We start from the raw sequence: 26084 nt of genomic DNA on the forward strand, positions 1-26084 counted from the left end.
GTTAGGCGTACCTAAGTCGCGCTGGCCGGATTCATCCGGCCGCCGCGCCCGCCGTCCGATTCCCGCTGTACAGGAGCCCCTGATGTCCCTACGCCGCCGCGGCACCGCCGCCGTAGCCCTCGCCGTGGCCGCCGGACTCTCCCTCGCGGCGTGCGGAAGCGGCGACGGCGGGAACGCCGGAGACACAGCCTCCGCCCCGGCCTCGGGGAAGGCGGACGCGGGCGGCAAGAAGTCCGTCGCCCAGGGCGGCAAGGACTTCGCGGCCGCCGCCGAGAAGACCGCGGCCCTGGGGACCGACGCCCGGGCCGGCCAGTTCCCGCGCACCGTGCGGCACGCCATGGGTGCCACCGAGATCAAGGCCCGGCCCGAGCGCGTCGTCGTCCTGGACGTCGGCGAGTTCGACAACGCCGTCTCGCTCGGCGTGCAGCCGGTCGGCTACGCCCCCACCGAGGGCGACGAGGGCATCCCCAGCTACCTCGAGAAGGGCGCGGGCGACCCGAAGAACGTCGGCACGATCAACAGCCTCAACCTGGAGGCCATCGCCGCGCTGAAGCCGGACCTGATCCTGGGCAGCCAGCTGCGCGCCGCCGACAAGTACAAGGAACTCTCCAAGATCGCCCCCACGGTCTTCTCGATCCGCCCCGGCTTCCCGTGGAAGCAGAACTACCTGCTGAACGCCGCCGCCCTGGACAAGACCGCCGAGGCGAAGGCGAAGCTCGCCGCGTACGAGACCAAGGCGAAGCGGCTCGGAGGCGACCTCGGCGCGAACAGGCCGACCGTCACGATGCTCCGCTACATGCCGGGCAAGGTCCGCCTGTACGCGAAGGCCTCCTTCATCGGCACGATCCTGGACGACGCCGGCATCCCGCGACCCAAGAACCAGCATGCCGTCGACCTGGCGACCGAGGTCGGCCCGGAGACCATCGACCGGGCCGACGCCGACTGGATCTTCACCGGGGTCTACGGCGACCCGAAGAAGTCCAAGCGGGACAGCGCCGAGTCGAACCCGCTGTGGAAGAACCTGAAGGCCGTCAAGGCCGGGCAGGCCAGGGACGTCAAGGACGAGACCTGGTACCTGGGGCTCGGCGTCACCGCCGCCGACTCCGTCCTGGACGACCTGCGCGGCTTCCTCGTCAAGAAGTAGCCCCCGGCGGCCGACCGGCGGGGTGCGCGGCGCAGGTAACCTGTCTCCGTGCCCCGTCTGTCTGAAGTCATCGCCGAGCTCGACGCCCTCTGGCCGCCCGAGCGGGCCGAGGGGTGGGACGCCGTAGGCACCGTCTGCGGCGACCCGGACGCCGAGGTGCACCGGGTCCTGTTCGCCGTCGACCCCGTCCAGGAGATCGCCGACGAGGCGCTGAAACTGGGCGCCGACCTGATCGTCACCCACCACCCCCTCTACCTGCGCGGCACCACCACGGTCGCCGCCGGGCACTTCAAGGGCCGCGTGGTGCACACCCTGATCAAGCACGACATCGCGCTGCACGTCGCGCACACCAACGCCGACACCGCCGACCCGGGGGTGAGCGACGCCCTCGCGGGCGCGCTCGACCTCCGCGTCGTCGGGCCCCTGGTGCCCGACGCCACCGACCCGACGGGCCGCCGTGGCCTCGGCCGGGTCTGCGAGCTCGACCACCCGATGACGCTGCGCGCGTTCGGCGCGCACGCCGCCGCCCGGCTGCCCGCCACCTCGCAGGGCGTCCGCGTCGCGGGCGACCCCGACGCGCTGGTCAGCACCGTCGCGGTCAGCGGCGGCTCCGGCGACAGCCTCTTCGACGCCGTACGCGCCTCGGGGGCCGACGCCTTCCTCACCGCCGACCTGCGCCACCACCCGGTGTCGGAGGCCGTGCAGCACTCGCCGCTGGGTCTGGTCGACGCCGCGCACTGGGCCACCGAGTGGCCCTGGTGCGAGCAGGCCGCCGCCCAGCTCGACGAGATCTCCGACCGCCACGGCTGGGACCTCAGGGTCCACGTCTCGAAGACGGTCACCGACCCGTGGTCCGCCCACCACACCTCCCCTTCTATTGATGGAGCCCCCAACTGAACGCCGCGCCCGCCGACCAGATCCGACTCCTCGACGTACAGGCGCTGGACGTCCGCCTGTCGCAGCTCGCCCACCGGCGGAAGTCGCTGCCCGAGCACGCCGAGATCGAATCGCTCAACAAGGACCTCGTCCAGCTGCGTGACCTCCTGGTCGCCTCGCAGACCGAGGAGAGCGACACCGCCCGCGAGCAGACCAAGGCCGAGCAGGACGTGGACCAGGTGCGCCAGCGCGCCGCCCGCGACCAGCAGCGCCTCGACTCCGGCGCCGTCTCCTCGCCCAAGGACCTGGAGAGCCTTCAGCGCGAGATCGCCTCGCTCGCCAAGCGCCAGGCCGACCTGGAGGACGTCGTCCTGGAGGTCATGGAGCGCCGCGAGTCCGCGCAGGAGCGCGCCGCCGAGCTGACCGAGCGCGTCTCCTCCGTGCAGGCCAAGGCCGACGACGCCACCGCCCGCCGCGACGCCGCGCTCGCCGAGCTCGACGCCGAGGCCGCCTCGGTGACCAAGGAGCGCGAGATCGTCGCCGGGTCCGTCCCGGCCGACCTCCTCAAGCTCTACGACAAGCTGCGCGAGCAGCAGGGCGGCGTGGGAGCGGCCCGCCTCTACCAGCGCCGCTGCGAGGGCTGCCGCCTGGAGCTCAACATCACCGAGGTCAATGAGGTCAAGGCGGCCGCTCCCGACACGGTCCTGCGCTGCGAGAACTGCCGCCGCATCCTGGTGCGCACCTCGGAATCGGGTCTGTAAGTGCCGTCCGCTGGGCGCCAGTTCGTCGTCGAGGCCGACGGCGGCTCCCGGGGCAACCCGGGTCCCGCCGGTTACGGAGCGGTCGTCCTCGACCCGGTGACCGGCGAGACGCTCGCCGAGACCGCCGAGTTCATCGGCGTCGCCACCAACAACGTCGCCGAGTACAAGGGGCTGATCGCGGGCCTGCGGGCCGCGCGGGAGCTCGACCCGGCGGCGCGGGTGCGGGTCCGCATGGACTCCAAGCTCGTCGTCGAGCAGATGTCGGGCCGCTGGAGGATCAAGCACCCCGACATGAGGCCGCTCGCGGCCGAGGCGGCGCGCGTCCTGCCGTCCGCGCAGGTGTCGTACGAGTGGATCCCGCGCGAGCGCAACAAGCATGCCGACCGGCTCGCCAACGAGGCGATGGACGCGGGCGGGCGGGGCCGGCGCTGGGAGCCCTCGGCGTCCACGGCCGACCTCTCCGCCTCGGCCGACGCGACTGCGGCCCGGGTCGTCGGGGACCACGCGGCGGGCGCGGCCAGGGCGCGGGCGGCGCTCGCGGGCGCGGCGGCGTCGAGCGCTCCGGCTGCCGCGGGCGTGTCGGTCGCGGCCTCGGCGGCCCCGACCCCTTCGGCGTCAACTCCCGTACCGGGCAAGCCGGTTGAGGACGCGCCGACCGTCGGCTGGGGGGCGTCCGCAGATCTGGGGGCGCCCGCCACGTTCGTGCTGCTCCGGCACGGCGAGACGGCGCTCACGCCTCAGAAGCGGTTCTCCGGCAGCGGCGGATCCGACCCCGAGCTGTCGGCCGTCGGGCGCGGCCAGGCCGAGCGGGCCGCCGCCGCCCTCGCCGAGCGCGGCACCGTCGAGGCCGTCGTCTCGTCCCCGCTGCGGCGGTGCCGCGAGACCGCCGCGACCGTGGCGGCCCGCCTCGGGCTCGACGTCCACATCGAAGAGGGCCTGCGCGAGACGGACTTCGGGGCGTGGGAGGGGCTCACCTTCGCCGAGGTGCGCGAGCGGTACGCGGACGACCTGGACGCCTGGCTCGGCTCCGCGAAGGCGGCTCCGACGGGGGGTGGCGAGAGCTTCGCGACGGTGGCCCGCCGGGTCGCGGCGGCCCGCGACCGGCTGATCACCGCGTACCCCCGGCGCACGGTGCTCGCGGTGACCCATGTGACCCCGATCAAGACCCTGGTCAGGCTGGCCCTGGGGGCGCCGCCGGAGTCCCTGTTCCGGATGGAGCTCTCCGCCGCGTCGATGTCGGTGGTGGCGTATTACGGGGACGGGAATGCGTCTGTGCGGGGTTTGAACGATACGGGGCACCTGCGGTAGCTCTGGGGGCTTCGGGGTGCGGGGCGGTTGTGCTTGTGCGCAGTTCCCCGCGCCCCTTCAACCCGCTTTCGCCTGCGGGTTGTTGGTGGCTGGTCGCGCAGTTCCCCGCGCCCCTTAACCCTCTTGTGTCTGCGGGTCGTGCGTGGTTGGTCGCGCAGTTCCTCGCGCCCCTGACCCCCTTGTGTCTGCGGGTTGGTGGTGGCTGGTTGCGCAGTTCCTCGCGCCCCTGACCCCCTTGTGTCTGCGGGTTGGTGGTGGCTGGTTGCGCAGTTCCTCGCGCCCCTGACCCGTTGCGTGGTTCCTCGGGTTTCTTCAAGGGGTTCGCAGGGTTGAGGCCTTGCGGGCCAGGGATTTTATTCTTGGCCAGTCCCGGGTGGCCAGGGCGTCCGGGGGGAGCATCCAGGTGCCGCCCACGCAGGCCACGTTCGGCAGGGCCAGGTAGGCGGGGGCCGAGGTCGGGGAGATGCCGCCGGTCGGGCAGAAGCGGGCCGCGGGCAGCGGCGACGCGAGGGACTTGAGGTAGGCCGTGCCGCCCGCCGCCTCGGCCGGGAAGAACTTCATCTCGCTGACGCCCTCTTCGAGCAGCGCCACGACTTCCGACGCCGTCGAGACCCCCGGCAGGAACGGCACGCCCGACGCCTTCATCGCGGCGAGCAGGTCGCGGGTCCAGCCGGGGCTCACCAGGAAGCGGGCCCCCGCGTCCACCGCGTCGGCGACATGGCCCGGCGATATCACCGTGCCCGCCCCGATCACCGCGTCCGGCACCTGCGCCGCCACGGCCCGGATCGCGTCCAGGGCGGCGGGCGTGCGCAGGGTGACCTCGATCGCCGGGAGTCCGCCCGCCACCAGCGCCCGCGCGAGCGGCACGGCGTCGGCGGCGTCGTCGAGGACCACGACGGGGATCACGGGGGCGAGATCCAGGACGGAGGCGGCAGGGGAGGGCGCGGCGGCGGGCGTCATGCGCCCATCCTGCCGGGGGTGTGTGGAGTGTGCAACGCCCGTTGCGCATGCTGCAACAGGGATGCTCCGGGTCAGTGGATCTGGGTCACGACCACGTCCAGCGCCCAGGCGCGGCCCGGCTTGGCGGGGGCCTCGGCCTCCACGACGTACCCGAGGCCGCGCAGGGCCTCGACCAGTTCGGCCGGGTCGGCGGGGACGGCGCCGGCGGTGAGCAGGTCGCGCACGATGCGGCCCTTCGTCGCCTTGTTGAAGTGGCTGACGACCGAGCGCTTCTCCACGCCGTCGACGATCTGCGCGTGCAGCACCCGGACCGTCGCCGTCCGGCCCGCGACGGCGCCCTTCGGCTTCCAGGCGGCGGCGTACGCGGCGGAGCGCAGGTCGAGGACGAGGCCCTCGCCCGCGGCCTCGGTCATGACCGGGTCCATCACACCCCGCCAGTACGGCCCGAGCGCCCCGAGGCCCGGCAGCTTCACGCCCATCGAGCAGCGGTAGGAGGGAATCCGGTCGCCGGTGCGGACGGCGCCCCACAGCCCCGAGAAGACGAGCAGCGACTTCGCGGCACGGCGCTTGGCGGCCGCGTCGAGGGAGGCGAGGTCGAGGGCGTCGTACAGCACGCCGGTGTAGATCTCCCCGGCCGGGCGGGTGCCCGCGGTCCGCAGCTCGACGTTCTTGGCGACCTCGCCGCGCAGCCCCTCGCTGAGCCCGAGCACCTCGCGGGCCTTCTCCTCGTCCGCGGCGCACAGCTCGACGAGCTCGTCGAGGACGGCCGCGCGTGCCGCGGCGAGCCCGGGCAGGGACAGCGACTCCGCCTTCAGGGGCGCCCCGCGCCCCGACGCGGCCTTTCCTTCGGAGGGCGGCAACAGCACCAGCACGGCGATTCTCCTTCTTGTACGTACGGGGAGGGGGTGCGGCCCCTCGCGCCAGCGTACGGGGTGGCCGGGGGCGATCCCGCCGGTGCTCGTGCGCCCGGGAGCCGGAACCGGCCGCGCTCCGGGCGCCCGGGGGCGGGAGCCGGGCAGCCACGACATGCCCCGCCCCCGGCCCGCCCCTAGGCTCGATGGCATGCCCCGCCGCCACCTCCACGTGACCGGCGCAGCACAGGCCCCGCTGCGCGCCGCGCTCACCGCACTGCGTACGACGCTGGACGTCCCCGGCGACTTCCCGGCCGACGTGCTCGCCGAGGCGGAGCGCGCCGCACGCGATCCGCGCCTGCCCGCGTACGACGCGACCGGCATCGAGCTCTTCACCATCGACCCGCCCGCCTCCACCGACCTCGACCAGGCGATGCACCTCGAACGCCGGGCGGGCGGGGGATACCGGGTGCACTACGCCATCGCGGACGTCGCCGCGTTCGTCACCCCCGGCGGCGCCCTGGACGCCGAGGCCCACCGCCGCGTGACCACCCTCTACTTCCCGGACGAGAAGAGTCCGCTGCATCCCGCGCAGCTCTCCGAAGGCGCCGCGAGCCTGCTGCCCGACCGGACCCGCCCCGCCCTGCTCTGGCGGATCGACCTGGACGCGGACGGCGTGACGACGGCCACCGACGTGCGCCGCGCCCTGGTCCGCAGCCGCGCCAAACTCGACTACGAGGGCGTCCAGAAGCAGATCGACACCGGCACCGCGCCCGAGTCCCTCGCCCTGCTCCGCGACATCGGCACCCTGCGCGAGCGGCAGGAGGTCGCCCGCGGCGGCATCTCGCTCAACGTCCCCGAGCAGGAGATCGTCGAGCACGACCACCGCTACGACCTCACCTACCGGGCCCCGACGGCCGCCGACGGCTGGAACGCCCAGATCTCCCTCCTCACCGGCATGGCCGGAGCCCAGCTGATGCTGGCGTCCGGCACCGGCATCCTGCGCACCCTGCCCAGCGCCCCGGACGGCGCGGTCGCCCGGCTGCGCCGCTCGGCCCGCGCACTGGGCATCGACTGGCCCCACCACGTCCCGTACGCGGCGGTCGTGCGCTCGCTCGACCCGCGCGAGCCGCACCACGCGGCCTTCCTCCAGGAGTGCACGACGCTGCTGCGCGGCGCCGGATACACCGTGTTCACCGGCGGCGCCGCGCCCGAACTCGCCGTGCACGCCGCGGTGGCCGCCCCCTACACGCACTGCACGGCGCCGCTGCGCCGCCTCGTGGACCGGTACGCCGGTGAGCTGTGCCTGGCGGCGGTCGCCGGCCAGGACCCGCCCGACTGGGTGGCGGCCGCGCTCGAAGAGCTCCCCAAGGAGATGGCTCAGGGCACGAGCCGGGCCAACACCGTGGAGCGCGAGTGCGTGGACATCGTGGAGGCGGCGCTGCTCAAGGACCGCGTGGGCGAGCTCTTCGACGCGACGGTCGTCGACGTGAAGGAGCGGCAACCGGCCGTCGGCACCGTCCACTTGACCGACCCCGCGGTGGTGGCCCGTGTCGAGGGCGGCACGGAGCCGCTCCCGCTCGGCGAGCGCGTGCGGGTCCGTCTCACGCGGGCCGACCCCGGCACCGCCAAGGTCCTGTTCGCGCCCGCGTGAGACGGCCCGGCCGCTACGGGCGGGTGAGCGCCGCCGTCAGCGCTCTGGCCAGGTCCCCCGACGCGTCCGCGTGGAAGCGTACGACCGTCACCTCGCGCCGCTGTCCCAGGAGCGGTACGTGGGTGACGGGTGCGGTCAGCTCCACCGTCAGGGAGGTCTGGGAGCCGACGGCCAGTTCCAGGACCTCCCGCGGCCCCGCTCCGCCCGCGCCCTGGAATTTCAGCTCCCGCCGGACGCGGGCGATCCGGTCCAGCGGGACGACCAGGTCCACCCGCACGCCCTGGCGCAGCCGCAGCGCGTCAGGGGTCAGCACGTGCGGCCGGGTCACGGCCGTGGCCTGCATGCCGAGGATCCAGACGACCGTGTACAGATCGAGGACCAGCAGCACCGCGTGCACCACCGGCCAGTCGCGGACCAGGAAGGACACCCCGACCGTCTCCACGACGCAGACGAACGCGAGCCCGTACACCGTCGCCGCCTGCGGGCCCGCGTACCCGAACGCCCGGTCCAGAGGCCCCACTTGATGCCTTCGCCGGGTCAGCCACAGCCCGAAGCAGGCGAGCACCCGGGCCTCGTGCGCGAGCAGGCGGCGCGCCACGCCCGGCCGGAGCTCGTGCGTCATCGCTCAGCACCGCCCTTCTCGGCGGCCCGCAGCATCGCCCGCCGCACCGCCTCCGCCTGCGCGGGCGCGAAGTCGGCGAAGAAGGCCTTGAGGAAACCCTGGTCCGGCGGCGCCGGGTGCGCCGCGATCTCCGCGGTCAGCTCGGGCGGAAGGCAGTCGGCGAGCGCCCGCGCCGCCGTGTCCACGCGGGGGTCGGCGAGGTCGGCGTCCACCAGGTCGTCGAGCAGCGCGTACACCTCGTGGGCGCGCTCGGCGGCGCCCGGCGCCGCGGCCACGGCCCGTACGGCCGCCCTCAGCCGGGCCCGCTCCTCGGGGGCCGCGGCGGTCTCCAGGAGGCCGAGCAGCTCGCGGTCCTTGGCGGCCATCGCGGAGGCGGCCGGTGGCGTCCCCAACTCCGCGAAGAGATCGGCCAGTTCCGGCGAGAGCTCGTCGTCGGTGGTCAGGCGGCCGTCCCGGGCCCGCGCCAGCAGCGTGCCCAGACGGGCCCGCCGGGCCCGGATCTCCGCCTCCTGGCGGGCCAGGTCCGTGTCCAACTCGGCCAGCACTTCGGCCAGTTCGTGCCCGGCGTCGTCGGCGATCACGTCCCGCACCTCGTCGAGGCCGAGCCCCAGCTCGGTCAGGCGCCGGATCCGGGCGAGCGCGACGGCGTCCCGCACCGTGTACTGCCGGTAGCCGTTGGCCAGCCGGGCCGGTTCGGGCAGCAGGCCGAGGTGGTGGTAGTGCCGGACGGCCCGCGTGGTCACCCCTACCAGCGCGGCGATCTCCGAGATCCGCATGGCGTTCATTAGAAACGTTGACGCCGCGGCAGGGTCAAGCCGAGCTCCGGGCCCGGGGCCTCGGCCCTTCCGGCATCGCGCGCCGGGTAGCATGGTCAGCACGGCAGACGAGCCGGGCGGACGGCCGCGTGGAGATCCATCGGATCTTCCCGAGGAACGTCCGGGCTCCACAAGGCAGGGTGGTGGCTAACGGCCACCCGGGGTGACCCGCGGGACAGTGCCACAGAAAACAGACCGCCGGGGACCTCGGTCCTCGGTAAGGGTGAAACGGTGGTGTAAGAGACCACCAGCGCCTGAGGTGACTCAGGCGGCTAGGTAAACCCCACCCGGAGCAAGGTCAAGAGGGAGCACCTCGGTGCTTCTGCGCGGACGTTCGAGGGCAGCCTGCCCGAGTCCGCGGGTAGACCGCACGAGGCCGGCGGCAACGCCGGTCCTAGATGGATGGCCGTCGCCCCGACGACCGCGAGGTCCCGGGGCACAGAACCCGGCGTACAGCCCGACTCGTCTGCCCTCGGGGCCCTGACCAGGCAAAAACCACCTGGTCGGGGCCTTGGTGCGTCTGGCTGGAGTGCCCGCCTGTACCTGCGGTTTCCTGGGAGTTTCCGGGTGATTGTGCACGGGGTGTGCACGCTGGCCGGTGCGCGGGCTTTGCCCTCGGGCTCTACATGCCTCGCCTGGTAGGAGTCCTCGGCCGGGCCGCCCGAGCGGGAGGCACCCCAGTTGGACCAGGACGCCAACCCCGCCGGGCACATCTACGTGAGCACGGACAACCTGGTCCTCGCACAACAGCGTGTTCACTTGGCCGATGGCCAGGAGGCCTGTTTCGGATCCGGAGTGAATCCGAGGGCGTCCACGGCCCAGCGGCATGCGTCTTCATGCAATGCCCCTGTGGGGAGCCTGGCCCCTACATCGCACTCAGCTCAATACCGGCTCCCCGACGGGCGCGGCCACCTGAATTGGGAACAGTCCCTGCACTCCCACCCCGTTGCTCCCGTGCCCGGCTGGCAATGGCGCCGATTCCGGTGCTGCCGCACGACAGACGACGGCCTTTTTTACGGCGGCGTCGCGGGCTTCGTTCCCGAGGTGCAGTGCGGCGGCGAGGATATGGACGCCGAGCAAGGGCGGGACGGCGTTGCCGATCTGTTGGGGAATGTCTTTCCCCCGCCACGGATAGTCTTTGGGAAAGGTCTGCAGCTGACCGGCCTCGGGGTCCTCGAAACGGGGGTAGATGTCGGGGAGGTCCGGAAGCCCTACTTTGTTTCTGCGGATTCTTCCGGTGACGGTGAAGGCTGGCTCATCGTGTTGCCGCTTGCCGCGTGCCTTGGGATCCCCTCCGGTGCCATAGTTGGAGATGACTTCGAAGGGTGCCAGACGATCAAGCACGTCGACCATCGTCACGTAGGGTCGCCTGTTCTCCTCTTCCGGTGTGAGTTTTTTGCGGAACGGGCGATGAGTCTTCTCCGGCAGCATGGCTGGCCCTGTGCCTTTCAACCGGGCGATCAAGACCGCTCGTTTGCGGGTTTGCGGTACCCCGTACTCCTCCGCACGCAACACACCGGTGACGGCCGTATAGCCCTTGCGCTTCAGGATCTCGGCATAGGCTTCCCACAACGGCCTCACGGTGGTGACCTGTTCGAGCACGATTGCTTCGTACGGCCGCTCTTCCTCCAGGGCGGTCAGCACCCACCGAAGCGGTTCGAGTACCAGGCCAGTACGGCCCTTGTCTCCCGGGGTCCTTGCGAGCCTGTCCAGCTCGGCTTCGACCTTTTCCTTCTTGTTCTTGCCGCCGTCGGCCATGAGATTGGCCAGCTCGAGTACCTGCTTGAGTGCCCGGCGTCCGGCGCCTCCGTCGCGCCCACCCGCGACCGTGTAGGTCTGACAGGGAGGACCGCCAGCCAGAACCCTCGCCTCTGGAAAGTCGACCGGACTGAAATTCTTCACGTCGCCGGATTCGGTGGCCATACCCGCCGCTTTGCGCGTTGCGCAGGCGTCGGTGTCCAATTCGATGCCGATGGAGGGGATCCCTAGCCAGCCAGCAGCCACGTCTAGTCCGCCGGGACCGGCGAAGAGATCCACAATCTGGCGGTCGTGCACGTAGTCTCCAGGCGGTCTGTGGTCTGCGGTGGCGGTCACAAGGGGGTCGCGAACGTGGCTGCCCCGCTGCCTACCTCCAAGGGATCACCGTCGTCGATCCGACAGGATAACCCCTGCCAGGTTGCTAGCCACCTGGCAGGGGAGGCGATGCCGAGCCGACACAAGTACCCGGCGGTGATATGCCGTCCGGCTCCGGAGCTTCACAAGCAGGCAAAGCGAGCGGTCGCCGAGGTCAGCTCAGATATGAACGCCCACCTCATCGGGTTTTTGCGATGGCTCGTCGGGAAAACTGACGAACCGTCCTCGCGTCCGGCGACCCACGAGAAGCGCCGACCGCCGACTGAGGCCCCTGCGCGAGCTCCAGGTCCGGATGGCGGCTGAGGGCATCAGGAGGTTGGCACGTGATCATGCCAACCTCCCCTTCTCGATCAGGTCGCGCATGGCATCCTCGGCGCGTCGCAGCACGATGCCGCCGTCGCCATGGCTGGCCACCACCGAGGTTCAGGAGAGAGTTCGGCTTCGGCGAGAAGCCCAAGGGGGAGCTCGACACGGCCGTGCTCGTCGATCTTGATTTGTGCCGGTTCGCGAACCATACCGCACAGTCTGTCAGGCCTGGCCGTCGAGCGAGGTTGAACCATCAGGAGCGGCGTGGGCGCCGAGGCGGCGAGCACTCCTGCGCTCAGCTTGGGCGTTCTCGATCTCTTGGCTCAGCCGGTCGTAGACTTCACATACTCGTCGTGCGGCGGCGATCGCGCCGGCGATTCGTCTCGACTTTGTCCGCCCAGTAGGTTTTGTTGGTAGACGCCAGGGTGTGGTGTTCCGGGCAGCCGTGCCAGTAACAGCCGTCCATAAAAACATCCAGCCGAACCCGGGTGAAGACCAGGTCGGCGGTGCGCCTGACTTTCGGCAGCGGTCGTGTCGACACCTTGTATCGAAGGCCCAAGGCGTGGACGGCGCTCCGGAGGGCCCGCTCGGGTTTCGTGTCTTGTCGGACCGCATCATCGCCTGCGTCGCGGGCGATGATGCCCAGGACGCTTGCCATCTTTGCGAAGCGTTGGACTCTTGCGCATGACTCTTGGGAGGAGTGGTGGGACGGGGTGGCACCGGCTGAGTTCGACTAGTGCGTTTGTAGCGGTGCCGGTACACGAGGATACTCGTTCGAGTCGGTGAACGCAGATGCGAGTCGGTGGCGGGCTTCGTAAATCTACCGGAGGTAGGTGTGTCGCGGAATCCCAGCCACTGTCGCTTCGGATTCGCTTGGTGATCTCTTTGAAAAATTCCTAAGCAGCCGAATATCCGATCTTCCTGGAGGCGGGGAGCCGCGGCTTGTGCCGAAATAGGAGGTGGCACGGTTCGATCAACCAGTGTGGCGTACCAACAAGGATTTTGGGATATTCGACAGAATTGTGGGTTCTTCGGGGCCACGGTAGGCGAGGTGAAGATCCTCGCGGGCGCGTGTACACAGCACGAAAAGTTGAAGGCGAGCGCCCACGCTAGTCGGATCCTCTGAATATGCGTCCAAGTCCGGAACGAAGACACTGTCGAACTCCAAGCCCTTCATGCTGGCCGTGGTCACAATCCGGATCGGACGGGTTGAGAAGTTGATAGTGTCCCGGTAGCGATCGTCGTGGGCATATGCCTGGGTGTACTTCGCCAGACCGAGGCGTGTGAGTCTGCTCTGGACGTCCCGCAGTAGTCTTGTCGACTTGCAAATGATGCCGATGCTTCGCTCCGGGTGGTTTTTGAAGCATTCGGCCACCCCGGCGAGGACGTGTTCCACGCATTCGACCTTCAGGACGGTGGGAGTGGGACCGACGCGCGTCGGCAAGGGCATCGTTTCCCGCAGCTCCTTTCGAAATTCTGCCGCCAAGAGCGCAATCTGCCGACTGCACCGACGGTTCTCCCGCAGCACGAGCAAATCGTCCTGTACGCCCAGGAATCTTCCTATCTCGGACAGGCTGCTCTCTTCGTCGTCGATCCGCTGGTTCTCGTCTGCGAACACGGTGACGCCGACGCCGAGGATGTGACACAACTGGTAGAAGGCGACGGGCAGATTCTGACCCTCGTCGATCACCAGGTGCGCGTTCGATCTCACCCTCTGCCTGACGCAGTCTCGCTGCATTCCGATCCAGTCGTAGCTCCAAGCATCTTCGCCAGTAAGCGGGGGATCCGTCCGGAAACGCCTGTGCCAGAAGCCCCTGATCCATCGATGGTAGGTGGTGACGTTTAGGGCCTCCGTGAGTTCTGGTGCCAATTGTGCAAGGTACTGATGCAGCAGATTGGAGCGCGTGAAGAGAGATACGTCGCGCCCGGCAACTGTCAACGCCCAGGCTCGGTAGACGGCCATCACAGTCTTTCCGGCGCCAGGTGCCCCAGTAACGACGCGGCTTCCGTGGAACGGAAGGTCGACGACTGCCCCTTGCTCGGTTTCGAGGTCGAGGAGAGAAGGGATCTTCATGGCACATCGATGGCTCTGGCCGACTCCTCGAGTGCTGCTTGAACGACTCCGCGAAAGAACCCTGGTACCTCGCCGTCGCCAATCAACAGTGTTCTGTCCAAGAGGGAGTTGTCGATCTCGCAGCACGTCTCGGGAAGAAGCGTGCAGGCATGGCAGGCGGCACGGTTGAGGTTGGCCAGAGACCTGCCGGTCGAGTCGGCGCACAGTGGGTCCTGGGAGCACCACTGAGCAGATTCGAGTAGCCGGATCAAAGTCTCGGTTAGGTTCGGCGGCTGCCCTTGGCGTACGAGTCCACCCAGCGTCCCCTCGGCGTCCCCGGCGGCAGTGTAGATGAACACGCCAGCCTGCGGCGGAAGTTCGCTGCCCTGCGGGTGACTTCGAGCGTACACACGTTCTCGTAGGGAGGCTGTGTTATACCCGCTGTCATATGACAGTTGGCGGATGAATTGATGGGCCAGCGTGTGCAGCATCACGAATCTCGGGAGCAGGTTCGGACCCGTCTTTTCCCTGAGGCGGTCGGCCTTGAAGGAGGCATCCATGTTGCGCATGATGCGTCGTGTCCAGCCACGCACTGACTCGAGCCTCTCCCAGGCGCTGAGGTGTTGCTCGTCGACGGCGATGAAGATTCCTTCGCCGTAGGTCTCGATGGCAGGCAGCCATCGGGCCCGGGTCTGTGTGTTGACCGACACGACGCGCCCGCCCTCGCCCTCTTCGTCGTCACCTGAGCTGGGCTCGTACCGTGAGAATCCCTGGAGCGCACGCACCTCGCGTACCCGGTCGGCGACGACCACGCCGGTTATCCTCGCGGCCAGCTCTTGCATGGAGCCGGGGTCGCCGTGGCCGATCCCGAGTTGGGTCCGGCGCACGGAGAACGTCTCGGAATCGGCGACGGATTCCGGTGCGGAGAATGCCGCCCACTCGGCGATACTGAGATCCTCGTCCGGATCGGCAACAGATGACATCGACGCTGCTTCGTCGGCATGGCGGTGTCGCACAGTCTCCACGAACTCCTCTGTGACCCCACACTGGTTGGCGATCACAGCTCTGTAGGAGTCGGAGATCGGGCTGCCGTACTCGTTGTTGAAGTCTGGCCACAGAGAGTGGTTGACGAGCTTCTGGGTCGACTCATCTTCCTCGGACAGGCCCGCCGGCGCCGGGATGTCGATCGCTGAGTGGGTGATAGGGAAGTACACGTTGGAAGCCCCTCGCTGTACCGCTTGTGGTGTTTCCTCGCAGGGATCCACTTCGTCGGTCTCGTATTGCCAGGGGTGCGTTCCCGCGCACTCCACGCCTGTCTGCTTGAGGATGTTCTTCTGGCTGATTCCTGCCAGATTTCGACCGGCTCGGCAAACGGCACAGACGACCCGCAGCGCCTCCAACCCTGACGACTCGGGAGTGGCGAGGAACCGGAGCCGGCGAACCTGGCATTGGCGCTGAGCGTGGCCCTCGCTCCTGGAGTGGGCCCATCTACGCCAGTCGATGTCGGCCATGTGGCCTGCCCTGCACACCTGAATGAAACGCATCGGGGCCAGCTGAGGCTTTCCGGCGCAGCGCCCGCAGGTCGGCTGCTTGTCCCGTAGCTCGCGATCCAGGCGCCAGAACTCCATTTCCCTGCACTGAGGGCAGAACAGCCACTTGGGAAACCGTACATAGGAGGGCCCGCTGCGGCTTGCGTAGGCGGCCTTCCCGGAGGGGATGACGGGGGCCGACCGGAAGCCTTCGACCCCCAACTTCCTCGCGAGCCGTGGTGAATCCACCCGCTCGGCGTTCGCTGCCCAACTACGGATGTCGGCGGCTACGAACGATTCGCCCCGCAGATCGAGGATTCCACCGACGCCGAACGGGACGATGGTCTGCGACCTTCGAACCTTGCGACGAATGTCCTTCACGGCCCTCATGTTCCTTTCACGCTGACGAGGCACTCGCGGTCGACGTTGCGCATCGACTGCGGCGTCTGCCACAGGCCACCCTGTTTGCCGAAGTCGGTGAGAAGCGACGGGTGCAGTCGTCCCTGGGGCTGGTAGTAGAGACGGCTGCCCTCGCCGCGCGCGATCTCAGCCTCCTGCATCCAGGCTTCGATCAGCGAGTCCAACTGCTCGGCTGCGGCGCTTGCTTCTACCAGATCGGCTCGCTGCGCGTGATCCACCACGAGGTCGCGGATCCGGGCGACTTCATCCGCGTGATCGAGGATGTCTCCGGCCTTGTTCTCCGCGTCCAGCCCGATTCGGTGCCGCACAAGGATGGTCAGCACCGCGTGTAGAGCCCGCTTGCGCGAGGGCATGGACCACGGTGTGACGCTGGTCGGTTCGACATGTCGATAGAGCGAGCGGTGATACACGCCGAACGACTCATAGTGTGATCGGTCACGCGGTTTGGTCGAACGGAAGAGCGTGATGATCAGCCCCGGTACGTGACGACGACCTACGCGGCTTGTGGCTTGGATGTATTCCGAAGTGGTCTTGGGCTGCCCGTTCATGAGCATGAGGCCAAGCCGTGGAACGTCGACGCCTACGGACAGCATGTTGGTCGTGGCGAGGAAGGAAACACTGCCGGCTTCCTTGAAGCTCTTGCCGAGACGCTCGAGCAGTCGTGGTTGAGCGGCGCGCGGAATGTTGCTCGTGAGCTCGACCACCGAGTCGTCGTTCAGCCCGCGGCGCTGAGTATCGTCCTTCGTCAGATGCTCGAGTCGCGCGGGGATGTCGTCCCGCGCGATCGTGACGGTTCGGCCGAGTTCCCGCAGGCTGTTGTGATAAGCGACCGTGGTCCAGTATGCGTCGCGGAGGCTGTCGTCGTCGCAGATTTCCTTCGGGGCCTGCAGCGCGGCAGCCCCCACGTGCACGGTCGACGTCGAGGCGGTGTGGCCCTGTGCCATGACACCCACGTACAAACGTCCAGGCTTGATCTTGTCGGGCGAGGCGAAGTAGGAGTGACCGGCATTGATCCCCGCCGGAGGGAAGAGCTGTGCGGGGCGACCGTAGAGGCTGCGGATCTGGTCCTGTGAGCGTCGGATCGTCGCTGTGGACGCGATGACCTTCGGCACGACTCCGCCGCGGGTGCAGAGTTCGAGGACTGCTGCTTCGTATAGACCGACCGTGGTTCCCAGAGGCCCGGCCAGGAGGTGCAGCTCATCCTGGATGATCAGCGAGGGCGCACGCTTGCCGTTCCCACCGAAGAGGTTGCCTGCATCTGATTCCCAGGCCAATCGCGCGAACTTGTCCACGGTGCCCAGTACGAACGTCGGCGGTTCCTTGTACATCTGCTGGTCCACAACGGATACGGGGAGCAGCTTGTGGAAGACGCAAGTGTCGCGCGGGCAGAAGAACGAGGTGGAGACTCCGTCCGCCCGAATGCCGAAGTCTCTGTCCTGGCCCTGCCGTTCCGGGACGATCTCGGTGCCGCACCAAGGGCAGCGCTCGAGCAGGAAGCGATCATCGGGTGTATTCATCTGCTTCAGGGCGTCCAGTTCGTCCTGCGCGGCAGAGATCTTGTTCGGCGTTGTCTCCTTGCCCACCCAGAGTCCGATGGAAATGGGTTCCTGCCCCAGGTCGTGGGACAACGCTCCGTCGTGCCCTCTCCTGATGTACTCCAGGGCACAGATTGCCGTTGCCGTGCGTTGGAATTGCTGCGTGGTGAGGAGACTCAGCGTGTACCGACTCAGAACGGCCGTGCCGCCACCGGCAGCACCGAACGTCAACCGGCGCCAGAGGATCTCGAAACAGGCGGTGAGGAGATAGGCCTCCGTCTTGCCTCCGCCTGTGGGGAACCAGATGAGGTCGACTGTCATGCGACTCTCATGCTCGGGCTTCATCAGGCCCTCGACCACGAGCAGGAAATAGGCAAGCTGAAAGGGGTGCCACGCATAGTCGCCGTCAGGCTCGGACAGTTCGAGGACTTCGCTGTTTCTGCGGCGACGACTTCCCGCCAGTTCTGAGCGGCTGTGGAGCATCTGGAGCGCCATGGCCCTGTTGGCCAATCTGAAGGCCTCACGTGCCCTGTGCCCTGCGGGGGTTGATGCCGTGAGGGCCTCCACTCCTGAAGTCATGCGATCGACTACCGTCCCGATGCGTTCGAGGATGCGCGCGGTGGGCGCGGCGGCCCATGTGCGCAGGGACTTCGCCTCGGACCGTTGTCTGTCCAGCCAGTTGCGATAGCCCAGGACGAAGGAGTGCAATTCGGCCTTGAGGTCGTCCACAGCGAGATCGGGTCGGGAGAGGCGCGCGAGGTTGAGCACCGGCAGGTCCTTTGGGCCGTCGGGCTTGATGTGCTCGACCACCTGCTGTGGCATGACGTTGCTTCGCACGGTGGTGACGGGGGCGGATTCGTAGTCCCATTCAACGGCACACCCGTGTCCCACGGCCCTGGTCACGATGTGCCGATACTGGACCCGGAGTTCCTGCTCTTCCTCGTCGCGACTGTTGAGACGGGTACTCGGATACTCCAGGATCGACGCCCCGTCGAGTGTCGTCGCCCACAGTTCGGCCTGGAAGAGCATCAGATCGCGATCCTTGCGCGTGCTCTCCTCCTCGTCATGGGCGTTCGCCAGCACGCATGTGATGAGATGCCCGTCGCCGAAAGGGCGCCACCGCACATGGAGAAGACCATGACCGTCCAGGACGCTGATCGGCGCGGTTCGTTCCGCGGACACGGTCTTGGTCGTCGAGAGTCGGGGTTGCCTTTGCCAACTACGACGCCCCCCCTCCCTCAACGTGATGTAGCGGGAGGCCGCGCATGTCACTTCGATGCGGCGAGCGTTGGTGAAGAAGGTGAAGCCGAGCGAGGAGGGAAGCCATGCGTTCGCCTCGGCCACCGGATCGTCGGCGAAGCTGTCCTCCTCTCCGTTTCCCGCCTCCGTCTCGTTGAAGTCCTGTTCGCCGTCGCCCTGTGAGTGCTCCAGCAAGGAGGCACCCCGTGGATACAACGTGCCCATCAGGTAGCGCCGGTCGGGCGGGTCGACGAGAGTCTCGTCCTCGGCGCCTGCCGGTCCGACCAGTTGCTTGCGGAGGTACGCCACGAAGTCGGTGCGGTAGTCCGCGAGTCGAGAAGTGGAGTCGTTCACTTGCGATGTCCTTCCCGCATGAGCACGCTCATACCCAGCTCCTTGAGCGCACGGCGGGTACCGGGGCGGCAAGCGACCCAAAGCTGGGCGCGAGCCCTGGTCAGGGCTACGTACAGTGCGTCAAGTCGGCCCCCGAGATGCTCGGGCTCGAGATCGATCAGGCAGACCACATGGTTTTCGTGACCCTTGAAGTCGGTGACAGAGGACCAGGTGAGACGGTGCTTCGTACGGTCGGTTCCGACTACGTCGGAGAATCGCTCGATCTTCGAGGCTCGCTGTGTCAGACGGGCCGAGCTCGATTCCCACTCTCCTGCGGCGGACAGCAGCGTGATGTCACGGAGTGAGACACCTTCCCGCACGAGCTCATTGACATAGGCGTCGAGGATCTCCGCCTCCTCGCGAACGTCTTGTGCGTCGGCGTAGCGGACCGGCTCGCCTTCGCCCGCGGACGCGACTCCCAGGTCGGCTCCCGTGTAATGGTGGACTTGCTTGACGATCTGCACAGTATTGCGGCAGTTGCGCTTCATGGGGCCGTACACGAGGCCAAGGGGGCTCAGGTAGTCCCAGGCCTCGGAGTCGAACGAATCGGGGGCCAGTACCTGGTTGTTCTGATCGAGCATGAAGAGCCAGTGGCCTTCGCCGAGGCCGCCCGCGAGGATTTCATCCAAGGTGTCCAGATGCTCGAAAGTCATCAGGTCCTGCGCCTCGTCCACGATCAGCTGGTCGAAGGTGCGACCTCGAACTTCGTCCAGACGGTCGAAGGGCAGGACCGTGATCGAGTCGGCCCTCAGGATCCGGTCCATGTGGGCAGCCAGCGTAGCGCTCGCACAGGTGAACAGGACACTGCCGGCGACGGACTTGCGGCGCGCCGCCTCGGCGGCGAGGAAGGTCTTGCCGGTGCCGGCGCCCCCGGTCCAGATGAGGCGAGCGTTGGACTCCAACTCGTCGAGCCTGTCGATCTGCTCGCTGGTGAGGCGTTCGAAGACCACGTCGAGATGCGTCAGCCGGGACTGCAGATTGGGCACGCGGTCGAAATCCGGGCGGACGGCCTCGAGCATCTTTTTGCGCAGGGGGGCAGAGACGGGGGTACGAGCCCACCTGTTCCGAGCCAGCCAGAAGAGGGTGGCTCGTTCGATGCCCTGTGCAAGACCGCGCCCTCCGTCGTACGCGCCTCCGCCCAGATACTGCTGGGGCTCGAACTCGGTCGTACGTGGGATGTCGACGTCCGTGGTGATCACGAGATATCCGCTGGGGACGCCGTGGTCCCTCAAGTCCCCAACCAAGGCGCCGAGCTCTCGCTCGAACTCGTGCATGCCGCCGCTCGCCTGGGCAAAGGGGCTCTCCTTGGGGCCTTCTTCGCGACCGGGCGGCCCGTAGTACCACTTTCCGTCGCGGTGGTGGACCCTACCGCCCTTGACCTCGATGAAGAGCAGGATGTCGGGCATGATGACGACGAAGTCGATCTCACCGAGGCGCTTCTTGTGGTGCTTGGGGAGATGGACTGTGTGCAGGGCGACGCTCTGGTCATCAGGGATCGCCTTGAGCGCCGCGAACACACTGCGCTCGGCTTGGCTCCTCGTGCTGCTCGAGATCTCGCTTGGAATGATTCGCATCAACTCTCCCCATAGTCACGTCCACACGCCCTCAAAAATACCGATCGACCGATCCTCGGCGCGCGGCCCCTGGTCGGGAAGCGCTGGCAGTGACGGCCCTGTGAGTGATGGACTACGACGGAGCAGCAACGAAGTAGGGGCGTGGGGGGCGCGATGACCACAGAGCGGGGCGATGCATCAGGGGTCCGGCTGGATCAATCCGGTCGGGATCTGCTCGTCGGGCTCATACGCCGATTCACGGACGAACGGGTCGAACGCGGTGCAGCCCTGCTACAAGTGATCAGGGCTGCCCGGCTTGAGGCGCAAGAGTCCCAGGCCTTGTACGAAGCCGTGGCGGCGGCACAGGAGGAAGTCGAACACGGAGCAGACGCACCGGACGTCACGGAGCCCCCAACCCCCGAGGGGAACGGTCTCGACGAGGTGGTCGACGACTCGGATTCTTTCGACGAAGGAGATGGGGCCCCAGACCTCGAGTCTCTTCGAGGGACGGTGCGTGTCGGCGACATGGAAGCGGCCCGACGCGCCGCTCGCGTCCTGCTCGAGGCCGATCGACGGCGAGTGAACCCGCACCGGCGCCTGCTGAGCGCTGAGGAAGAGGTGGGACTCTGCCTTCTATTCCGAGGAACAAGGAATTCCTCGGATGAGTTGCCCGATGGCTACTTGGCGACACTCCCGCGAGACAGTGAGGCTTACAGAGCCGCCTCTGCCATGGTAATTCACAATCAGCGGCTCGTGTATAAGATGCTTCGCGGAATGGGGCGCTGGATTGGTGATCCCATGTATGAGGACCTTGCGCAGCACGGTATGGTAGGACTCATTCGAGCCGTGGAGAAATTCGACGTCTCCATGGGGTGCAAGTTTTCCACTTATGCCACTTGGTGGGTTCGGCAACGCATCACGAGAGCCGTGATCAACGAAGAGGCAGCGATTCGGCTTCCGGTTCACGTCTGGACCGACGTGGAGAAGGTGCGAAAAAGGGAACGGAACTTTCTCGATCAGGGAAGAATCCCCAGTGTTGATGATCTGTCTTTGGCATGTGAACTCAGTCCCGCGAAGGTGACGGAGTGTCTGAAGTTGGCGCATAGGTCGGTTCTGTCCTTAGATCAACCTGTCGGAGAGAAGTCGTTCCTCGGGGAGCTGGTCGTCGATGAAATTCAGCGTGTCCCGGGTCCTGAGCAGGAGCTATGGTCAGAATTTGAACGGGAGGAACTTCTCCAATTGTTCGATGCGTGCCTGTTCACGGAGAGAACCCGGAATGTTCTTCTGCTGAGATATGGCTTCATCGACGGCATGACCTGGACGTTGGAGGAGATCGGGACGAAGTTCGCGGTAACGCGAGAACGTATACGGCAGATCGAGAAGCGCGCCTTGGAGGAGCTGAGGATTCAGATGGGGCTGGATCCCGACAACCCTGACGCGGAACGCCGCCGGAGGAAGGCTGCCCGGAAGATTGCTCAGGAGGTCGCCGAGAGGTCCAAACGGCAGGGAGGCCTGGCGGCGCGGGCGGCGGCAGGCGCATCAGTACAGAACCATAGTGCGGGCAAGCCGGAGACAGAGAGCGGCTCCGACGTGAGAGAGGGAGCGGTGACCTCGAAAGAGATGGAGTTCGGTGAGTGGTTGACCGATCGGATGCGAGAAAAGGGCACGGACGTAAGTGAACTGGCAAGCCGGCTGGAAGTGACACGGGCACTTGTCGAAGCCTGGCTCGGTGGTCGTTCCATGCCTGACCCCGACCTCTTGGCTGGGGTGCAGACGACTCTTGGAGTCGATACGGAAGGGCGGCAGGGCTTCGCGGGGGGTCCGGAACGATCGGACGCGTCCTCGGAGACATCCCTGGTGTGGTATCACCGGCCCGGACACGACGACGGCGGGCGGGAGTTCGGCAATGCGGCGGCTTTCGCCTTCGAGGCCGATCTTGAGGTCCTGGCTCGTGAGGCGACGCAGAACAGCCTCGACGAGCGCGATAGAAGGAATGATCGCGCAGTGAGGGTCCGCTACACCCTGCACGAACTGACCGGGGACGCCCTGGCACGGTTCCGCACGGCGATCCGTTGGCACGAACTCCAACCGCACTATGAAGCTGCTGCCGCGCAGGAGCAGAAGGTCGGACGGGTCATTAGCACTGGTTTGCGGGAAATGCTTGAGCGGGATCGGCTCGTCCTGCTTCGCATCGACGACTACAACGCCAACGGGCTGACCGGTGACGATTACGATGACGGCCGCTTCGCCGCCGTGGTGCGGCGCCAACTCGAAAGTCGTAAGTCGGATGCGGCGGCTGGCGGTTCGTATGGACTCGGAAAAGCAACGCTCTGGGCAGCCAGCCGATTGGGGCTCGTTCTCATTAATTCCACGCTATCTGAACCCCATGAGGGGCGTACCCGGCGGCGGCTAATTGGACGACTCGATCTGCCTTGGCGTGAAGTGGACGGCAGGAGGTTTGCCGGGCCCGCTTGGTTCGGGCAGCCGGATCCCGGGGCCAGTAACAGTGAGGTCGTCCGCTCCTGGTGGGCTGACGAAGTGATGGCAGAGGAGTTGCATCTCACTCGAGAGGGTGATGACCCTGGCACATCGTTCTTGATCGTCGGAGCGCATGATGTGGCCAGCCTTGCCGGGGCTGGGCAGAGCCTCGAAGGGGATGCGGGTGATGACGAGGACAGCCTGGAGCGAATGCACCAGCGGCTGGTTCGTGCGCTCGGTCGTAATTTCTGGGCCGCCATGACAGCAGGAGGAGACCGTGGGCCTCTGCTGGAGGCATCGGTGCGGACGTTGCGCAACGGAGTGGAATACCTTGAGGAAGAACGAGTCGAGCCGGATGTCCATCAACCCGCGCGCTCACGGGCTCTTAAGGCATTTCTGAGTGGCACCACGGTGGACCGGCTCACCGAGCCCGGTCAAGTAGCCCTCGTTACAGTGCCATTGAAAGTACCTGAGAGGGATGGTTTGGAAGGAACCGCTGGTGAGCACAGGGCTGTACTCCTCGTCACCGAGGCGACAGACGCCGATGGCAAGATCAACCAGGTTACTGCGATGCGTGGCAATCGCATGACGGTCAAGACCAGCTGGGTACCTGGCCTGCCCGTTGGAACCAACCCGTTCCAGGCAGTTCTGCTCGCGGGTCGGGCGGCGGGTGGCGACGCGCCCTTCGCAGCTGAAGCCGAGGAATTTCTTCGATCCTCCGAGCCACCGGAGCACAACAAGTGGGGCCAGACCGAGGAGTTGAGGATGCGCTACTCGCCTTCGGCCCATCGGCGGATCGCAGCGTTGACGTCGGAGACCAACAAGGCTGTGCACGAACTCGTGGCGGTCGCCAAGGAAAAGAAGTCCGGCAGCCCGAGTAGGGTGAGTAAACGCCTCAGGATCTCGGGCAAACCCGCCGGCAAGGTCAGGGGGACGGTGATGCCTCCGAAGCTGGATGATCTGGAGGCAATGGTTGACCACTCGGGTGCGTGGCAGATCACTGCCGAGGTCAAGGTGCCGGCTGGTGGAGACCTTTGGAAAATGATCCCCGTTGCCAAGCTGGAGGTTCGCTCCGGTCCTCGTCCAGTGGTCAAATGGGCGGAACTGGTTGCAGTCAGCAATTGCGAAGTGGTGGACGGCGTAGTGCATTTCCCGCCTGGGAGCCGTCGTGCGGTATTTCGGGGTGTCACCGACGTGTCCACACACCCAGTGAGGGCTGGCCTGAGTGGTCTCGTCGTCGAACTCTACGAGGGCAAAGGGGGCCTTGCGTGAGGGTCTACCCGTATCCCCGGCTGACCGGAGCTGTGACGGCTCGCGTCACGGCCGTCCGGTTGCGCGGTCCCGGAGACATTCGGGGGCAGTTGGAATCCAAGGGGTGCTCTGTCGTCGAGCAGGTCGTGGCGCTCGGCATGGCAGAGCGCCACGACTGGGAGACCGCACGGCTCGCTCTGACGGCGACCGTGCCCGCCCGAGAGATCGAGGTGAAGGGCCACTGGTCCGACATCGAGGTTGTCGCCGTTCTGACGGAGGGAGCCACCAACGCACGCACGTTCATCCCGTTGACGCGCGGTTCGGAAGGTGGCAGGGAGTGGACAGGCGAGATCGAGTTCGACCGGGAGGACCATCTGGACCGCGCTTCGCTGGCTGTGCACGTGGTGGCCACAGTCGAGGACACGCCGGGTCGGATCATCGGCTCGACCGATCAGGAGTGGGTGATAGATATCACGTCTGACGCCCCGCTCAGGGATCGCCAGCTGGACGTCAGCACGGTCAGTTTCGCCCGCGGCGCCGAGTGGTTGCGCAGTTTCCGGGACGCACCCTGGGTAGTGGACACTTCGGGGCGAATGCCTACCGTCCGTCTTAATTCTGACTTCGAGGGCTTTGTGGCACTGGTGGAGGGTCGGGGCTCCAAGGTGGAAGGCGTGGTGGGAGAGATGCTGCTGGCCCAGATGTGCGTCGATGTATGGACAGCTGTATTCCACACTGCCATCGGCGACCTGGAGATCGAGGACGACGGGACGCCGCTCTTCCCGCCCGACTGGCGAGGCGCGGTGCTGCGGGACATGCTTCCGGACATTGTCCCCGGTCGGTCGGTGGAGGACGCTCTCCGAGAGGTGCATCTCCGGCGCACCGGCGAGGGGAGTTGGGCGGATCTGCAGCCTCGTATCCAGTATGCCGCCGCACGTCGTGCCGAGGTTCCCAAAGTGTTGGCCAATACTGTCCGTGACATCGAACGAATTGACCAGGAGACCCTCGCGTGACTTCCCGTCCCGAGCACCTGCCGGAACGGCTTGCTCTGATCTCCGATGTGCAGGCTGCCGAGTTCATTTCCACAGGACTGCTCGAGGGGCGCGAGGACGTCCCCTCCATCGCGCTGAACAAGATTGTCGACCGACTGCCGGGCGTCGACACCCGCCTGCGACTGGATCGAGTCCGGGATCTGATCGACCATGCGCTGGGCAGATTCGGGGATGAACGTCCCACGGCCGCGGACGCGTGGCTGGCACCGCGTCTGCACGAGACTCTTAGACTCACACGTCGGGAAGCGGCCGAAAAGGGGTTCTGGACATATCTGGCCCTTGGAGTGGCACCGGACTACGTAGTGTGGCGGCATCTGTCCGAACAGAAGGCGGATGGATCGCCCGGGCGCGTGGCTCGCGACAGGTTCGTCGGCCCCCACTACAAGCAGGCGTTCGCTCGGCTCTGGTGGGCAGCAGAACTCTTCCGTGACGGCGTGGACTACCGACCCGTCGTTGTGGCCTGTGGAAACCAGGACATGCTCAACTCTGCCCTTCGGCTCGACGTCATCGACCACCGTCCTACCGCCCTTGCCCTTGTCAGGCTCATGGAACGGGGCACTGTGCGCACCGGTCGAGAAGTCAACGCCTTGACGTCTGCAGTCAATGCTGCTGCAGCGACCTTGATGTACGACGTCATCGCTCCCGATGTAAAAAGTGACCGGGAGCCGCTGCGCGAATGGATCGCGGCCGCCGAGTCATCACTTCCATCGCCCAGGAATGAGCTGCCCCAAGGTCCGGAGGAGGAGAGGGTTCCAGAGGAGGCGATTGAGAGACTGATCGTCCACTTCGAGGAGCTGTTTGCATACGCGCAAGTCAGGGGGAAGATTTCCGACGAGAGCAAGTGACTTCGTATGCATCCACATCCATGGGGGAGCCCTTCGGTCTGCTCGCCGAGGCTATCCGTCGCGTAGACCGGCACGAGGTGCCCGACACGTCCCGGCAATGAAGAAATCCAGAATATGGGCGTTCACCCCGGACACTGGTCCGAAGCGCATCTACGGAGGCGGCAGGGCCCACCCGGTCACATCCACCAGCTGGGGTGACCCGTCGAAACACGAGCTGACCGTCAACCGCGACACGTGCTTTCCCTCGACACGAGGGTGATTCGCGACAATCGAACCCTTCCGACATCGTGATACAAGCGCTGGAGGGAC

Annotated in this window: 18 protein-coding genes, 1 other RNA gene and 1 pseudogene; 10 read left to right on the top strand and 10 right to left on the bottom strand. The window is 67.1% G+C overall.

The window, feature by feature from the left end; genetic code table 11:
- Positions 1-82 precede the first annotated feature (82 nt).
- The 4 genes from AC07F3_RS08365 to AC07F3_RS08380 are packed head-to-tail and all read left to right on the top strand — an operon-like array spanning position 83 to position 4089.
- Positions 83-1144 carry an ABC transporter substrate-binding protein gene (locus tag AC07F3_RS08365; RefSeq protein ID WP_479111664.1) on the top strand — a complete coding sequence of 354 codons (1062 nt, stop codon included), beginning with the start codon at positions 83-85 and terminating at the stop codon, positions 1142-1144.
- Positions 1145-1192: 48 nt separating this feature from the next.
- Complete coding sequence (locus AC07F3_RS08370) at positions 1193-2041, top strand: Nif3-like dinuclear metal center hexameric protein (RefSeq protein ID WP_479111666.1); 849 nt, start codon at positions 1193-1195, stop codon at positions 2039-2041.
- Positions 2038-2781, top strand: coding sequence for a zinc ribbon domain-containing protein (locus AC07F3_RS08375; RefSeq protein ID WP_479111944.1), 744 nt, complete (start codon positions 2038-2040; stop codon positions 2779-2781). The genes AC07F3_RS08370 and AC07F3_RS08375 overlap by 4 nt, the downstream gene beginning before the upstream one ends.
- On the top strand, positions 2782-4089 hold the full coding sequence (locus AC07F3_RS08380) for a bifunctional RNase H/acid phosphatase (protein ID WP_479111668.1): 1308 nt from the start codon (positions 2782-2784) through the stop codon (positions 4087-4089). It begins immediately after the preceding gene.
- 312 nt (positions 4090-4401) lie between these two features.
- Here AC07F3_RS08380 and eda read toward each other — a convergent pair whose 3' ends face one another.
- The gene (gene eda, locus AC07F3_RS08385; protein WP_479111670.1) at positions 4402-5049 is read right to left on the bottom strand and encodes a bifunctional 4-hydroxy-2-oxoglutarate aldolase/2-dehydro-3-deoxy-phosphogluconate aldolase; all 648 of its coding nucleotides are present in this window, start codon (positions 5047-5049) and stop codon (positions 4402-4404) included.
- Between the two features lie 71 nt (positions 5050-5120).
- Positions 5121-5921: a peroxide stress protein YaaA gene (gene yaaA / locus AC07F3_RS08390; RefSeq protein ID WP_479111672.1), complete on the bottom strand. Its 801-nt coding sequence runs from the start codon at positions 5919-5921 to the stop codon at positions 5121-5123.
- A gap of 190 nt (positions 5922-6111) precedes the next feature.
- Between yaaA and AC07F3_RS08395 the strand changes: the two genes are divergently transcribed.
- Positions 6112-7554, top strand: coding sequence for an RNB domain-containing ribonuclease (locus AC07F3_RS08395; RefSeq protein WP_479111674.1), 1443 nt, complete (start codon positions 6112-6114; stop codon positions 7552-7554).
- Positions 7555-7567: 13 nt separating this feature from the next.
- On the opposite strand, the gene AC07F3_RS08400 is transcribed toward AC07F3_RS08395, so the two are convergent.
- A complete protein-coding gene (locus AC07F3_RS08400) occupies positions 7568-8176 on the bottom strand; it encodes a hypothetical protein (RefSeq protein WP_479111676.1) in 609 nt (202 codons plus the stop codon).
- Positions 8173-8952, bottom strand: a complete 780-nt coding sequence (locus AC07F3_RS08405) for a MerR family transcriptional regulator (RefSeq protein WP_479111677.1) — start codon at positions 8950-8952, stop codon at positions 8173-8175. Before AC07F3_RS08405 ends, AC07F3_RS08400 begins: the two co-directional genes overlap by 4 nt.
- A gap of 108 nt (positions 8953-9060) precedes the next feature.
- Between AC07F3_RS08405 and rnpB the strand changes: the two genes are divergently transcribed.
- An RNA gene (gene rnpB, locus AC07F3_RS08410) (RNase P RNA component class A) lies at positions 9061-9460 on the top strand.
- Positions 9461-9867: 407 nt separating this feature from the next.
- On the opposite strand, the gene AC07F3_RS08415 is transcribed toward rnpB, so the two are convergent.
- The 6 genes from AC07F3_RS08415 to AC07F3_RS08440 form a co-directional block, all read right to left on the bottom strand.
- The gene (locus AC07F3_RS08415) at positions 9868-11046 is read right to left on the bottom strand and encodes a DNA cytosine methyltransferase (protein WP_479111679.1); all 1179 of its coding nucleotides are present in this window, start codon (positions 11044-11046) and stop codon (positions 9868-9870) included.
- Between the two features lie 724 nt (positions 11047-11770).
- The gene (locus AC07F3_RS08420; protein WP_479111681.1) at positions 11771-12088 is read right to left on the bottom strand and encodes a hypothetical protein; all 318 of its coding nucleotides are present in this window, start codon (positions 12086-12088) and stop codon (positions 11771-11773) included.
- A gap of 315 nt (positions 12089-12403) precedes the next feature.
- Positions 12404-13504 (bottom strand): DEAD/DEAH box helicase, encoded by a 1101-nt coding sequence (locus AC07F3_RS08425; RefSeq protein WP_479111682.1) that lies wholly within the window; start codon positions 13502-13504, stop codon positions 12404-12406.
- Positions 13501-15393, bottom strand: coding sequence for a DrmB family protein (gene drmB / locus AC07F3_RS08430; RefSeq protein WP_479111684.1), 1893 nt, complete (start codon positions 15391-15393; stop codon positions 13501-13503). The genes AC07F3_RS08425 and drmB overlap by 4 nt, the downstream gene beginning before the upstream one ends.
- 5 nt (positions 15394-15398) lie before the next feature.
- Positions 15399-18560, bottom strand: a complete 3162-nt coding sequence (locus AC07F3_RS08435) for a helicase-related protein (RefSeq protein ID WP_479111686.1) — start codon at positions 18558-18560, stop codon at positions 15399-15401.
- Positions 18557-20173, bottom strand: coding sequence for a nuclease-related domain-containing DEAD/DEAH box helicase (locus AC07F3_RS08440; RefSeq protein ID WP_479111688.1), 1617 nt, complete (start codon positions 20171-20173; stop codon positions 18557-18559). Before AC07F3_RS08440 ends, AC07F3_RS08435 begins: the two co-directional genes overlap by 4 nt.
- A gap of 708 nt (positions 20174-20881) precedes the next feature.
- Between AC07F3_RS08440 and AC07F3_RS08445 the strand changes: the two are divergent.
- The 4 genes and pseudogenes from AC07F3_RS08445 to AC07F3_RS08460 form a co-directional block, all read left to right on the top strand.
- A pseudogene (locus AC07F3_RS08445) lies at positions 20882-21550 on the top strand (sigma-70 family RNA polymerase sigma factor); the annotation flags it as partial.
- Positions 21551-21772: 222 nt separating this feature from the next.
- The gene (locus AC07F3_RS08450) at positions 21773-23902 is read left to right on the top strand and encodes a transcriptional regulator (RefSeq protein WP_479111946.1); all 2130 of its coding nucleotides are present in this window, start codon (positions 21773-21775) and stop codon (positions 23900-23902) included.
- Entirely contained in the window at positions 23899-24891 is a 993-nt protein-coding gene (locus AC07F3_RS08455) for a hypothetical protein (protein ID WP_479111690.1), read from the top strand. The genes AC07F3_RS08450 and AC07F3_RS08455 overlap by 4 nt, the downstream gene beginning before the upstream one ends.
- On the top strand, positions 24888-25775 hold the full coding sequence (locus AC07F3_RS08460; RefSeq protein WP_479111691.1) for a DUF6339 family protein: 888 nt from the start codon (positions 24888-24890) through the stop codon (positions 25773-25775). Before AC07F3_RS08455 ends, AC07F3_RS08460 begins: the two co-directional genes overlap by 4 nt.
- The last annotated feature ends 309 nt before the right edge of the window (positions 25776-26084 follow it).

The sequence above is a fragment of the Streptomyces sp. NPDC045846 genome (assembly GCF_056431605.1).